Origin of the sequence: Paenibacillus abyssi (assembly GCF_014640295.1) — a bacterium.
Lineage (GTDB): Bacteria > Bacillota > Bacilli > Paenibacillales > Paenibacillaceae > Paenibacillus_D > Paenibacillus_D abyssi.
Map to the genome: position 1 here is coordinate 238,081 of NZ_BMGR01000007.1, position 14,548 is coordinate 252,628.

Genomic DNA, 14,548 nt, shown 5'->3' on the forward strand with positions numbered 1-14,548 from the left:
ATGGTGGGAGGGAGCTAATCCCGTCTGACCACACTTTGGGGCAAGGAGGTGTGCAACATGGCAAAAAAGGTCATCAAGATGGTAAAACTGCAAGTGCCAGCAGGTAAAGCGAACCCGGCTCCGCCGATCGGTCCTGCACTCGGTCAAGCAGGCGTAAACATCATGGCGTTCTGTAAAGAGTTCAATGCTCGTACAGCGGACCAAGCGGGTTTGATTATCCCGGTCGTTATTTCGGTATTTGAAGACCGTTCTTTTACGTTCGAGACGAAAACACCGCCGGCAGCTGTTCTTCTTCGCGTAGCGGCAGGAATCGAAAAAGGTTCCGGAGAGCCGAACAAGAAGAAGGTCGCTTCGGTTTCCCGTGCGAAAGTGCGTGAGATCGCTGAGCAAAAGATGCCCGATCTGAATGCAGCGTCGGTTGAAGCAGCAATGCTTATGATCGAAGGTACTGCTCGCAGTATGGGTGTTACAATCACTGAGTAATCAACATTTGGTTTGAAACGGGCGCGGTATCACAGGTGTCCGGGCTCATGGACAAATTTGTTCATGCAGCGTGGGAGGATCATCCGCTAGGAGGATTTTCCGTTATGACCACACAAGGAGGAGAACAACGTGGCAAAACATGGTAAAAAGTATCAAGAAGCCGCGAAGCTGTTTGACAGCGAAGCGACATATGAGCCTTTGGAAGCCATTGAATTGGTGAAAAAAGCCGCATCTGCAAAATTCGACGAGTCCGTTGAAGTAGCAGTGCGTTTGGGTGTAGACCCTCGTAAACAAGATCAAGCGGTACGCGGTGTGGTAGTATTGCCGCACGGTACTGGTAAAACAAAACGCGTCCTCGTTTTTGCGAAAGGTGAAAAAGCGAAGGAAGCGGAAGCTGCTGGAGCGGATTTTGTCGGCGATGCTGACATGATCAACAAAATTCAGCAAGGCTGGTTTGAATTCGACGTTTGCGTAGCGACGCCGGATATGATGGCGGAAGTCGGTAAGCTTGGCCGTATTCTCGGGGGTAAAGGTTTGATGCCAAACCCTAAAGCCGGTACAGTAACGTTTGATGTTACTAAAGCTGTGCAAGAGATCAAAGCCGGTAAGATCGAATACCGTCTGGACAAAGCAGGTCAAATCCATGCGCCAATTGGTAAAGTATCCTTCGGTGCTGAACAATTGAACGAAAACCTTCGTTCTTTGGTTGACGCATTGAACCGGGCTAAGCCAGCTGCTGCAAAAGGGGTTTACCTGAAAAACATTGCTGTTTCTTCGACAATGGGACCAAGCGCCCGTGTTAACACAGCGGTTTACCGTTAATAGAAACGCAATTCGAAATCGAATATGCATGCCGTAGACAGTAGGTGCCATATGCGCTTAATTTCCTACCGAGGTGTTATGATATAATGTTTATTATACCGCTGCGTACATACGCGTCGGATAGATGAACGATCATGGCCTTCGCTCGGTTGCGGAGGCCTTTCTCATGCATCGGGAACGGAAGAAAGTCTTTATACGGGGTGTAGAACATTTTATAGGAGGTGTAAAGTTTGGCTAACGCAAAGATCATCCAAGACAAAGAGCAGGCTGTTTCTGAGATCGTGTCGAAACTGCGTGAGAGCAACTGCACAATCGTTGCGGATTACCGCGGATTGAACGTTGCGCAAGTAACGGAACTTCGTAAACAACTGCGTGAAGCGGGCATTGAGTTTCAAGTTTTGAAAAACTCTCTGATTCGTCGCGCAACTGAAGCTACTGAGCTGACACAACTTGATGAAGTGTTAACTGGCCCGACTGCCATTGCTTTCGGTAAAGAGGATGTTGTCGCTCCGGCGAAAATTCTTAGCGCATTCGCGAAAAAGAATGAAGCTTTGAAAGTCAAAGGCGGCGTCCTTGAAGGTCAAGTTGTTGGGGTAGAACAAATCAAAGCGCTGGCAGATCTGCCGTCCCGCGAAGGTTTGTTGTCCATGCTCCTCAGCGTACTTCAAGCTCCTGTACGCAACTTCGCGCTTGCAGTTAAAGCTGTTTCTGAGAAACAAGAGCAAGAAGCATAATTACACGATTACAAAATACAAACTACAATTTATGGAGGTTTAACCATGAGTAAAGAGCAAATCTTAGAAGCCATTAAAGGCATGAACGTTCTTGAGTTGAACGAATTGGTAAAAGCAATCGAAGAGGAATTCGGCGTAACTGCTGCAGCTCCAGTAGCTGTTGTTGCAGGCGGCGGCGCTGCAGAAGTTGCAGAGCAAAGCGAATTCGACGTTATCTTGACAAGCGCTGGCGGATCCAAAATCAACGTTATCAAAGTTGTTCGCGAGATCACTGGCCTTGGCTTGAAAGAAGCAAAAGATCTGGTTGACGGCGCGCCGAAACCAATCAAAGAAAAAGTAGCTAAAGAAGAAGCAGAAGCAGTAAAAGCTAAGCTTGAAGAAGCTGGCGCATCTGTAGAAGTGAAGTAATTTACAGATTAACCTTGCAAACCCCTTGAAGCGTTGCTTCAAGGGGTTTGCTTACGCTTATCTATAGGTTGATTGTACTTTATTCGTTAATGAAGGATGGAGGGAAATGATGTCAGACCACTACTACACTCGCAAACCGGAGACCCAGCATAATCGGCAAATCCATGAAATGGAGCTGAGAGGCACACGTTATCGTTTTGTGACGGATGCAGGCGTTTTCTCCAAATCGGGCATCGATTATGGAAGCCGCGTGCTTATTGATGCGCTCGAATTGCCAAAGGCGGCGCGGATTCTTGATGTTGGTTGCGGTTACGGACCGCTTGGTATCGTGTCGGCAAAGCTGGTGCCGCAAGGCAAAGTGACGATGATTGACATCAATGAACGTGCAGTAGAATTGGCTCGTGAGAATGCTGCGTTAAACGGGGTTCATAATGTGGAAATCATCCAGAGTGATTTGTTCGAAGCGGTACAGGGCCGAAAGTTTGATGTCATCATTACGAATCCGCCGATCCGAGCCGGTAAAGCGGTTGTGCATCAAATCTTCGAAGAAGGAGCTGCAATGCTCGGTCCCGGGGGGGCGATGTGGGTGGTCATTCAAAAAAAGCAGGGAGCACCATCTGCAGAGGCAAAGCTTGAATCGTTGTTTGAGCGAGTGGTCGAGGTGAAGAAAGACAAAGGCTACCGTATTTTTCGGGCAGAGAAGTAGGCGTTAGAAAAACGGCAATCGATTGTTGACTTGGAATCTCTGATGTGTTATTATTATAAAATGTCAGCATTAAACTGGGCCCAATCTCTTTAGTTCATTAAAATGTCAAGTATTATTTTTACATGCATTTTATGCATAAAAAATAACCATTGACGTATAATGCTTAGATTTTGGGCAAAATTACTTGATATGAGAAGATGTGGCCGAGATCGGCTGCGCCGACCGCTAGGAACATGCTCTTTTTTCGATACTCTTCGATAAGGGCTTTTCTTTATTGAAATATAAGAAAGTATATGATTAGTAATTGTACTGACTTATATTTCTACACGAAATGCGCTAACTCCTTCTGGAGATAGCAAAAGATGTTTACGCTTGAAACAGCTAACTGTTATATTTAAGCGTTGAAGCAGACATGAGGGGTGAGGTAAAGTTGGCAGGACAACTTGTTCAGTATGGCCGACGCACGCGTAGAAGCTACGCTCGCATTAACGAGGTGCTCGAGGTTCCAAACCTAATCGAAATCCAACAAAAGTCGTATGAAAAGTTTTTGGAGCGAGACCTGCTTGAATTGTTCCAAGACATTTCACCGATTCAGGATTTCACGGGCAATCTGTCGCTTGAGTTTATTGATTATAGCTTAGGCGAACCGAAATATTCGGTTGACGAGTCGAAGGAACGCGACGTGACGTATGCTGCTCCATTACGAGTAAAGGTGCGGCTCATCAACAAAGAAACCGGAGAAGTGAAGGAACAAGAAGTTTTCATGGGCGACTTCCCGCTGATGACCGAAACTGGCACATTCATTATAAATGGAGCGGAACGGGTTATCGTCAGCCAATTGGTGCGCTCACCCAGTGTATATTTCAGCACGAAGGTCGATAAGAACGGGAAGAAAACATACACAGCTACGGTTATTCCGAACCGTGGTGCTTGGCTTGAGCTGGAGACGGACGCGAAGGATATTATCTACGTCCGCATTGACCGTACCCGGAAGATTCCGGTAACGGTGCTTCTGCGTGCGCTTGGTTTTGGCACTGATGCCGAAATTCTTGATCTGCTCGGTCATGATGAGTATATCCGCAACACGCTTGATAAAGACAATACAGACTCCACGGAGAAGGCGCTGATCGAAATTTATGAGCGTCTGCGTCCAGGCGAGCCGCCGACATTGGATAATGCGAAGAGCCTGTTAGTTGCGCGATTCTTCGATCCAAAGCGCTATGATTTGGCCAACGTTGGCCGTTACAAAATAAATAAAAAACTTCACATTAAGAACCGTCTGTTCAATCAACGTCTTGCTGAGACGCTGGTCGATCCAAGCACAGGAGAGATCCTGGCGGAGAGCGGACAAATGATTGATCGTCGCCTGTTAGACGAGATTCTTCCGCTGCTTGAGACAAACGTCGGTTATAAGACGTATCATGTAGCTGGCGGTGTAATGGATGCTAGTAGTATTCCTCTACAAACGATCAGTGTATTCTCACCGGACGAAGACGGAAAAGTTATCAAAGTAATTTCTAACGGCTTGATTGACAAGGCGGTTAAACACATTACGCCTGCGGACATCATCGCCTCGATTAACTACTTCATCAACTTGCTGCATGGTGTTGGCAGCACGGATGATATTGACCACTTGGGTAACCGCCGCTTGCGTTCTGTCGGTGAATTGCTGCAGAACCAGTTCCGTATCGGTTTATCCCGAATGGAGCGCGTTGTACGCGAGAGAATGTCCATTCAAGACGCAAATGCGATCACACCGCAGGCGCTTATTAATATTCGCCCGGTTATCGCTTCAATTAAAGAGTTCTTCGGAAGCTCACAGCTGTCCCAGTTTATGGATCAGACGAACCCGCTTGCCGAGCTGACGCACAAACGCCGTTTGTCCGCACTAGGACCCGGTGGTTTGACGCGGGAGCGCGCAGGCTTTGAGGTTCGTGACGTTCATAACTCTCACTATGGACGGATGTGTCCAATCGAGACGCCTGAGGGACCGAATATCGGATTGATCAACTCCTTGTCCACGTTTGCGCGTATTAATGAGTATGGATTCATTGAGGCGCCTTATCGCTGGGTTGATCCGAAAACAGCTATTGTCACTGAGCAAATCTCTTATCTTACTGCGGATGAAGAGGATAACTATGTTATCGCACAAGCGAATGCGGAGCTGAACTCGGAAGGTAGGTTTGCCGAAGAAAGTGTTATCGTTCGTTACAACAAACAGAAGGATAACATTCTGACGATGCCGAGCGACCGTGTTGATTATATGGACGTATCTCCAAAACAGGTTGTATCGGTTGCGACTGCGCTGATCCCGTTCTTGGAGAACGATGACTCCAACCGCGCGCTGATGGGTTCCAACATGCAGCGGCAGGCGGTGCCGCTTCTTATTCCGAAAGCGCCGCTTGTTGGTACAGGTATGGAACACAAATCGGCAAAAGACTCGGGTGTTTGTATCGTTACGAAGCATGATGGAATTGTTGAACGCGTAACCGCAAATGAAATTCAGGTGCGTCGTGTGGAAACAATCGACGGCAAACAAGTAACCGGAGATCTGGTGAAACACAAGCTGCACAAATTTATGCGTTCTAACCAAGGTACGTGTATTAACCAACGTCCAATCATTCGCAAAGGCGAATTCGTGCCGAAAGGAACGATTCTTGCCGATGGTCCATCCACTGAGATGGGTGAGCTGGCGCTGGGCCGCAACGTTGTGGTTGCGTTTATGACTTGGGAAGGCTACAACTACGAGGATGCGATCCTGCTTAGCGAGAAACTCGTTAAAGAGGATGTATACACTTCGATTCATATCGAGGAGTATGAGTCCGAAGCGCGTGATACGAAGCTTGGACCGGAAGAAATTACCCGTGATATTCCAAATGTTGGCGAAGAAGCGCTGAAGAACTTGGATGAGCGCGGTATTATCCGTGTCGGTGCTGAAATCGGCGCAGGCGATATTCTCGTTGGTAAAGTAACACCGAAGGGCGTAACCGAATTGACGGCGGAAGAGCGTTTGCTGCATGCCATCTTCGGGGAGAAAGCCCGCGAAGTTCGCGATACATCGCTGCGCGTGCCGCATGGTACCGACGGTATCGTCGTTGATGTGAAAGTATTTACGCGTGAGAACGGCGATGAGCTGCCGCCAGGCGTTAACCAATTGGTTCGTGTCTATATCGCTCAAAAACGGAAAATCTCCGAGGGCGACAAAATGGCAGGACGCCATGGTAACAAAGGGGTAATCGCACGTATTCTTCCGGAAGAAGATATGCCTTTCCTGCCGGATGGCACACCGGTCGAAGTTGTTCTTAATCCGCTCGGCGTTCCGTCACGAATGAACATCGGACAGGTGCTGGAAGTCCACTTGGGTATGGCTTGTAAACATCTTGGCATTCATGCCGCTACACCGGTATTTGACGGTGCGCGCGAGTATGATGTGTTTGATACGATGGAAGAAGCTGGCATGCAGCGTAATGGTAAGACGATTCTTTACGATGGAAGAACCGGGGAATCGTTCGAACGTGAAGTTACGGTCGGCGTTATGTATATGATTAAATTGGCTCACATGGTTGACGATAAAATCCATGCTCGTTCCACTGGTCCTTACTCACTCGTTACACAGCAGCCTCTTGGCGGTAAAGCGCAATTTGGCGGGCAGCGTTTCGGCGAGATGGAGGTTTGGGCACTCGAGGCATACGGTGCAGCCTACACGCTGCAAGAGATTCTTACCGTTAAGTCTGACGATGTTGTTGGTCGTGTGAAAACGTACGAATCGATCGTCAAAGGCGAGAACGTGCCAGAACCTGGTGTTCCTGAATCGTTCAAGGTTCTTATCAAAGAACTGCAGAGCTTAGGTATGGACGTCAAGATCCTTACTGAGAACGAAGAAGAGATCGAAATGAAAGAAATGGACGATGAGGACGATGGAACCAGCGATAAGCTGAACCTCAACCTGGAAGGCGCGGAAGTAGGCGCGGAGTAACGATCGAAAGTAGATCTAAATTGACTGACACAGACTTAAGGAGGGTTGCTCCTTGTTGGACGTAAACAACTTTGAGTATATGAAGATCGGATTGGCCTCCCCGGACAAGATTCGTTCATGGTCCCGCGGAGAAGTGAAGAAACCGGAAACGATCAACTACCGTACGTTGAAACCAGAAAAAGAAGGCTTGTTCTGCGAGAAGATTTTCGGGCCGACGAAAGACTGGGAATGTCATTGCGGTAAATACAAGCGTGTTCGTTACAAAGGTGTGGTTTGTGACCGCTGCGGCGTTGAGGTAACTCGCGCTAAGGTTCGTCGTGAACGTATGGGTCACATCGAACTCGCAGCTCCGGTCTCGCATATCTGGTATTTCAAAGGCATTCCAAGCCGTATGGGCTTGGCGCTTGATATGTCCCCTCGTTCGCTCGAGGAGATCATTTACTTTGCATCCTATGTTGTAACGGATCCCGGCGATACGCCTTTGGAGAAGAAACAGCTTCTTTCCGAGAAAGAATACCGCAGCTACCGTGAAAAATACGGCTACGGTTTCCATGCCGGAATGGGTGCGGAAGCAGTCAAACGCCTTCTGCAGGATATCGACGTTGAGCGTGAGCTCGATATGCTGAAGGAAGAGCTTCGTACAGCACAAGGACAAAGACGTAACCGGGCAATTAAACGGCTTGAAGTCATCGAGGCTTTCCGCAACTCCGGCAATGAGCCGGAGTGGATGATCCTTGATGTGCTTCCGGTCATTCCGCCGGAGCTTCGTCCAATGGTTCAGCTTGATGGCGGACGTTTTGCGACATCTGACCTCAATGACCTGTACCGCCGTGTTATTAACCGTAACAACCGTCTCAAACGGCTGCTTGATCTTGGCGCGCCGGACATCATCGTTCAGAATGAGAAACGGATGCTTCAAGAAGCGGTTGATGCTTTGATCGATAACGGCCGCCGTGGCCGTCCTGTTACCGGTCCCGGGAACCGTCCGCTCAAATCGCTCAGCCATATGCTGAAAGGTAAGCAAGGACGTTTCCGTCAGAACCTGCTCGGTAAACGTGTTGACTACTCAGGCCGTTCTGTTATCGTAGTCGGACCAAGCCTGAAAATGTACCAATGCGGTCTTCCGAAGGAAATGGCGCTTGAACTGTTTAAGCCTTTCGTGATGAAGGAGCTTGTCAACAAAGGGCTTGCTCACAATATCAAGAGCGCCAAACGCAAAGTAGAACGGGTTAGCCCTGAGGTTTGGGATGTTCTTGAAGAAGTGATCAAGGAGCATCCGGTTCTGCTGAACCGTGCCCCTACGCTTCACCGTCTGGGTATCCAAGCTTTCGAACCGATCCTTGTTGAAGGACGCGCCATTAAACTTCACCCGCTCGTATGTACAGCTTACAACGCTGACTTCGACGGTGACCAAATGGCGGTACACGTACCTTTGTCGGCAGAAGCACAAGCGGAAGCCCGTCTGTTGATGCTTGCTTCGGGTAACATCTTGAATCCGAAAGACGGCAAACCGGTTGTTACTCCGTCTCAGGATATGGTTCTTGGAAGCTTCTACTTGACGATGGATAACAACGAAGCTAAAGGCAGCGGATCGGTGTTTGCGAACGTTAACGAAGCGATCTCCGCATACCAACGCGGTATTGTTTCGCTGCATGCCCGGATTGTCATTCCTGTCAAAGTGTTGAACAAGAAGACGTTCACAGAAGAACAACAAAAATCACTGCTGGTGACGACTGTCGGTAAGGTCATCTTCAATGAGATCTTCCCGGATACGTTCCCGTACATCAACGAGGCAACAAAAGCCAACTTGATCAACGGCACACCGGATAAATATTTTGTCTATGAAAAAGGTACCGATCTGCAAAAGTTCTTGAATGAAATTTCAATAGCCGGTGCAGTCGGCAAGGAATATCTCGGTCAAATCATTGCTGAGTGTTTCCGCCAGTACCATACAACACAAACATCGGTTATTTTGGATAAAATCAAGCAGCTTGGTTTTACCTACTCGACCAAAGCGGGTATTACAATTGCGGTCGACGATGTTATCGTTCCACAAGAGAAAATTAAAATTCTTGAGGAATCCGATGAGAAGGTTAAAGTGGTTACGAATCAGTACCGTCGCGGTCTGATTACGAACGACGAGCGTTATGACCGTGTTATCGGGATCTGGAGTAAAGCGAAGGATCAAATTACCGATATCCTCATGAAATCGATGGATCGTTACAACTCCATCATGCTCATGGTCGATTCCAAAGCGCGGGGTAACAAATCGCAGATCACACAGCTTGGCGGGATGCGCGGTCTGATGGCGAATCCATCGGGTCGGATCATCGAGTTGCCGATCAAATCGAACTTCCGTGAAGGCCTGACCGTATTGGAGTACTTCATCTCCACTCACGGTGCGCGGAAAGGTTTGGCGGATACAGCCCTTCGTACAGCGGACTCTGGATACTTGACCCGCCGTCTGGTCGACGTTGCGCAGGATGTCATCGTTCGCGAAGACGATTGCGGAACGGATAAAGGCTTTACCGTCAGCAAAATCCAAGATGGTAAAGAGGTTATCGAGGATCTGTACGATCGTATTGAAGGTCGTTACTCCTTTGAGACGGTTCGTCATCCGCAGACAGGTGAAGTTCTGGTTAACCGTAACGAATTGATTGATTCGAACAAAGCGGACGCCATTATTGAAGCTGGTGTTGAGAAGCTGCAGATCCGTTCTGTGCTCAGCTGCCGTGCTCGTCATGGGGTTTGTAAGATCTGTTACGGCCGTAACCTTGCTACTGGCAAACACGTGGAGATCGGTGAAGCAGTTGGTATTATCGCCGCCCAATCGATCGGTGAGCCGGGAACACAGCTTACAATGCGTACATTCCATACCGGCGGCGTTGCCGGAGACGATATTACGCAAGGTCTTCCGCGGATTCAAGAGCTCTTCGAAGCCCGGAATCCGAAAGGACAGGCGATTATCTCCGAGCTTGACGGGGTCATTAAAGAAATCCGTGAAGCGAAGGATCGCCGTGAGATCGAAGTGCAGGGAGAAGCGGAATCGAAAGTCTACGCTGTCACATACGGTTCCCGTATCCGTGTAACGGTAGGCCAGCATATTGAAGCCGGCGACGAGCTGACTGATGGTTCGATCGATCCGAAGGATATGCTTCGCATTAAAGGTATCCGCGGCGTTCAGAACTATATTCTTCAGGAAGTTCAACGCGTTTACCGGAATCAAGGCGTTGAGATTAACGATAAACACATCGAAGTTATGATCAAGCAGATGCTTCGTAAAATCCGGATTGTGGATGCGGGCGAAACGGTCTTGCTGCCGGGCGCATTTGTTGATATTCATGAATATGAATCAGCAAACCGCGATGCCATCTTCGCGGATAAAGAACCGGCAGTGGCTAAGCCTGTACTGCTCGGGATCACGAAAGCATCGCTTGAAACCGACTCCTTCTTGTCGGCAGCTTCCTTCCAAGAAACGACGCGTGTTCTTACGGACGCGGCTATTAAAGGGAAGGTTGACCAATTGCTCGGCTTGAAAGAGAACGTCATTATTGGTAAGCTGATTCCTGCAGGTACCGGGATGAACCGTTATCGCAGCATCCGCTTTGCCGGCTTCGAGGATGAACAGCAATTGAGCGATGAAGAGCAGCTGGAGACAGTTGAATCGTAATTAAATAAACAGAGTAGGGGATGTGGGTAAGGCTCACGTATGCTTGCCAACATCCCGTTTCTGTTTTGAAATATCTTTCTAACAAGATTATTTGATCAATTCACGGAATCAAAGCACATTTCATCTTGACATTATAGGGTATGAGGTGCTAATATATCGAAGTGTGCCTAAATGCTTGGATCCTGTGCTTGTTTTACTATATTAGAAGGATGAGATTCCATGCCATTTAAGATCGGCACGAAACAGACGACAAAGATGGTTGAGCAGCGTAAAGCAACGCTTGTCTACGTCGCTGAAGATGCAGATCCACGGATCACGGACAAGATTGTCCAGCAATGCAACAAAGCTGGCATTGATGTAACCTGGGTCGACACGATGAAGAACCTCGGGATTACCTGCGGGATTGACATCGGGGCAGCCATGGCTGCATTGGTTCCTGATGAAGAATAAGTAAATTCGTTTTTACCGGTAGGCTGAAAGTCGATTGGTAGAAACTTTTGTTTGTTTCTTTATGAACCGCCTGGATCTGTGGGCTTAGATTTTGGGTAAGGGCTACTACGCAAGACAGTTATGGGAAGGGGGTGGCAGCATGCCAACAATTAATCAGCTAGTTCGCAAAGGCCGTGAGGCTAAAGTGGTCAAGTCGAAATCTCCTGCACTGCAAAGAGGCTTCAACGCGTTGAAACGCGAAGAAACCGGTCAAAGCTCCCCGCAAAAACGTGGTGTTTGCACTCGTGTAGGTACGATGACGCCGAAAAAACCGAACTCCGCTCTGCGGAAATATGCGCGTGTACGTTTGACGAACCGCGTAGAGGTTACGGCTTACATCGGAGGGATTGGACACAACCTGCAAGAGCACAGCGTGGTATTGGTACGTGGCGGTCGGGTAAAAGATCTTCCGGGTGTACGTTACCACATCGTACGCGGTGCGCTTGATACTGCAGGCGTGAACAACCGTAAACAAGCTCGTTCCAAATACGGTACGAAGCGTCCGAAAGAGAAAAAGTAATTCATCATAAGGGTAAATGACTTATGAACGACAATGACTATTAGAAGAAAGGGGGATTTCCTCAATGCCACGTAAAGGTCCAGTAACAAAACGTGATGTATTACCGGATCCGGTATACAGCAGCAAATTGGTAACACGTTTGATCAACCGTATTATGATCGACGGTAAACGCGGTGTAGCTCAAACCATTCTTTATGATGCGTTCAATGTAATCCAAGAGCGTACGGGTAAAGATCCTATGGAAGTGTTTGAAGCCGCGATTAAAAATATTATGCCTGTTCTTGAAGTTAAAGCTCGCCGTGTCGGTGGTGCGAACTATCAAGTACCGATCGAGGTTAAACCAGAACGCCGTACGTCGCTTGGTCTCCGTTGGCTCGTGAACTATTCACGTAACCGCGGCGAGAAAACGATGGAAGAGCGTTTGGCAGCCGAGATCATCGATGCTTCCAACAACACAGGCGCATCGGTTAAGAAACGCGAAGATACACACAAAATGGCGGAAGCGAACAAAGCGTTTGCACATTACCGCTGGTAGGATTTAAAATACGAAAGGAGACAAATTCATGGCTAGAGAATTCTCCTTGAAAGATACGCGCAATATTGGTATCATGGCGCATATTGATGCCGGTAAAACGACGACTACCGAGCGGATCCTGTTCTACACAGGCCGTACCCACAAAATCGGTGAAGTGCACGAAGGTGCAGCAACGATGGACTGGATGGAGCAGGAACAAGAGCGCGGAATTACGATTACTTCCGCTGCTACGACTGCTCAATGGAAAGGTCACCGCATCAACATCATCGATACTCCGGGTCACGTTGACTTCACTGTTGAAGTTGAACGTTCCCTACGCGTATTGGACGGGGCCGTTGGGGTTTTCAGTGCGAAAGAGGGCGTAGAGCCGCAGTCTGAGACCGTATGGCGTCAGGCTGACCGCTATGGCGTACCGCGTATCGCATACGTCAACAAGATGGACATCATTGGCGCAGACTTCTTGAATGTTATCAAGAGCATGCGTGAGCGTCTTCAGGCTAATGCTGTTGCGATCCAACTCCCGATCGGCGCCGAGAATGATTTCATCGGTCTGATCGATATCGTTGACCGCGTAGCTTACAAGTACAAGGACGATCTTGGTAAAGATCCAGAGCAAATTGAAATTCCTGACGAGTATAAAGAGCAAGTTGAAGAACTTCGCTTGGAGCTCGTTGAGAAAGTCGCTGAACTGGACGAAGAGCTTACAATGAAATATCTTGAAGGAGAAGAAATCTCCGTACAAGAAATCAAAGCAGCTCTCCGTAAGGGCGTTTGTGATGTTAAGATTTTCCCTGTGGTATGTGGATCTTCTTATCGTAACAAAGGCGTTCAGATGGTTCTCGACGCAGTTGTTGATTACCTTCCATCTCCGATCGACGTACCTGACATTAAAGGTGTGCTTGAGGATGGAACGGAAACGATCCGTAAATCTGCTGATGATCAACCATTTGCAGCATTGGCGTTCAAAATTGCAACTGACCCGTTTGTTGGTAAATTGACGTTCTTCCGTGTGTATTCCGGCGTTCTGTCTTCCGGTTCTTACGTTCTTAATGCCACTAAAGGCAAACGTGAGCGCGTAGGCCGTATTCTCCAGATGCATGCGAACAGCCGTCAAGAGATTTCCGAGGTTTATGCAGGTGATATCGCTGCTGCGGTCGGTCTGAAAGACACGATTACAGGCGACACGCTTTGCGATGAAAAGAACCCGGTTATTCTCGAATCCATGAACTTCCCTGAGCCGGTTATCCAAATCGCAATTGAGCCGAAGACGAAAGCCGACCAGGACAAAATGGGTGTTGCACTTTCCAAGCTTTCTGAGGAAGATCCGACTTTCCGTGCCTACACTGATGAAGAAACAGGACAAACGATCATCGCTGGTATGGGTGAGCTTCACCTTGAAATCATCGTTGACCGTATGGTTCGTGAATTCAAAGTAGAAACGAATGTTGGTAAACCACAGGTTGCTTACCGTGAAACATTTAAAACTGCTGCTAAGGTTGAAGGTAAGTTCGTTCGCCAATCCGGTGGCCGTGGTCAATATGGTCATTGCTGGGTCGAGTTCGAACCGCAAGAGCCAGGTGCAGGGTTCGTATTTGAAAACAAAATCGTCGGTGGCGTAGTACCTCGTGAGTACATCCCTGCTGTTCAAGCTGGTATTGAAGAGTCGATGAAGAACGGCGTTATCGCTGGCTTCCCGCTCGTTGATATCAAAGCTAGAATCGTTGACGGATCCTACCATGATGTCGACTCCTCGGAGATGGCGTTTAAAATTGCCGGATCGATGGCGCTTAAAGCGGCTAAGGACAAATGTAACCCTGTTCTGCTTGAGCCAATCATGAAGGTAGAAGTTACAGTTCCAGAAGAGTACATGGGCGATGTTATGGGTATGTTGAACTCCCGTCGTGGTCGCATTGAAGGTATGGATTCCCGTGCAGGTGCACAAATTATCCGTGCTAAGGTGCCTTTGGCTGAGATGTTCGGTTACTCCACAACACTCCGTTCCGGTACACAAGGACGCGGTGTATTCGCAATGGAGCTTTCTCATTACGAAGAAGTTCCTAAATCGATCTCTGAAGAGATCATCTCCAAGACTAAAGGCGCTTAATTATAACGCAATTGAACCTTGGAATAACATTTTGCATTTGGCCAGACGTCGCTTGCTTACAAGCAGCGCTGTCGGGCCCACACATATAATTTCCTAATATT

At 48.3% G+C, this 14,548-nt stretch carries 11 protein-coding genes and 1 other annotated feature; all 11 genes read left to right on the forward strand.

Annotated features, from left to right (window positions below; genetic code table 11):
• Positions 1–57: 57 nt before the first annotated feature.
• The 11 genes from rplK (at position 58) to fusA (ending at position 14,447) form a co-directional block, all read left to right on the forward strand.
• Entirely contained in the window at positions 58–483 is a 426-nt protein-coding gene (gene rplK, locus IEW11_RS12410) for a 50S ribosomal protein L11 (RefSeq protein WP_188531372.1), read from the forward strand.
• Between the two features lie 129 nt (positions 484–612).
• The gene (gene rplA / locus IEW11_RS12415; RefSeq protein ID WP_188531373.1) at positions 613–1,305 is read left to right on the forward strand and encodes a 50S ribosomal protein L1; all 693 of its coding nucleotides are present in this window, start codon (positions 613–615) and stop codon (positions 1,303–1,305) included.
• A 13-nt stretch (positions 1,306–1,318) separates the two neighbouring features.
• Positions 1,319–1,480: a sequence feature (ribosomal protein L10 leader region), on the forward strand.
• Between the two features lie 55 nt (positions 1,481–1,535).
• Positions 1,536–2,039 (forward strand): 50S ribosomal protein L10, encoded by a 504-nt coding sequence (rplJ, locus tag IEW11_RS12420; protein WP_188531374.1) that lies wholly within the window; start codon positions 1,536–1,538, stop codon positions 2,037–2,039.
• Positions 2,040–2,084: 45 nt separating this feature from the next.
• Positions 2,085–2,447 (forward strand): 50S ribosomal protein L7/L12, encoded by a 363-nt coding sequence (gene rplL / locus IEW11_RS12425; protein WP_188531375.1) that lies wholly within the window; start codon positions 2,085–2,087, stop codon positions 2,445–2,447.
• A gap of 109 nt (positions 2,448–2,556) precedes the next feature.
• The gene (locus IEW11_RS12430) at positions 2,557–3,153 is read left to right on the forward strand and encodes a class I SAM-dependent methyltransferase (RefSeq protein ID WP_188531439.1); all 597 of its coding nucleotides are present in this window, start codon (positions 2,557–2,559) and stop codon (positions 3,151–3,153) included.
• Between the two features lie 412 nt (positions 3,154–3,565).
• Positions 3,566–7,129 carry a DNA-directed RNA polymerase subunit beta gene (rpoB, locus tag IEW11_RS12435; RefSeq protein WP_188531376.1) on the forward strand — a complete coding sequence of 1,188 codons (3,564 nt, stop codon included), beginning with the start codon at positions 3,566–3,568 and terminating at the stop codon, positions 7,127–7,129.
• Positions 7,130–7,181: 52 nt separating this feature from the next.
• Positions 7,182–10,799, forward strand: coding sequence for a DNA-directed RNA polymerase subunit beta' (gene rpoC / locus IEW11_RS12440; protein WP_308422729.1), 3,618 nt, complete (start codon positions 7,182–7,184; stop codon positions 10,797–10,799).
• Positions 10,800–11,018: 219 nt separating this feature from the next.
• On the forward strand, positions 11,019–11,249 hold the full coding sequence (locus IEW11_RS12445; protein WP_188531377.1) for a ribosomal L7Ae/L30e/S12e/Gadd45 family protein: 231 nt from the start codon (positions 11,019–11,021) through the stop codon (positions 11,247–11,249).
• 139 nt (positions 11,250–11,388) lie between these two features.
• Entirely contained in the window at positions 11,389–11,808 is a 420-nt protein-coding gene (gene rpsL / locus IEW11_RS12450) for a 30S ribosomal protein S12 (RefSeq protein ID WP_188531378.1), read from the forward strand.
• Between the two features lie 64 nt (positions 11,809–11,872).
• The gene (gene rpsG / locus IEW11_RS12455) at positions 11,873–12,343 is read left to right on the forward strand and encodes a 30S ribosomal protein S7 (RefSeq protein WP_188531379.1); all 471 of its coding nucleotides are present in this window, start codon (positions 11,873–11,875) and stop codon (positions 12,341–12,343) included.
• 28 nt (positions 12,344–12,371) lie between these two features.
• Entirely contained in the window at positions 12,372–14,447 is a 2,076-nt protein-coding gene (gene fusA, locus IEW11_RS12460) for an elongation factor G (RefSeq protein WP_188531380.1), read from the forward strand.
• Positions 14,448–14,548 lie beyond the last annotated feature (101 nt).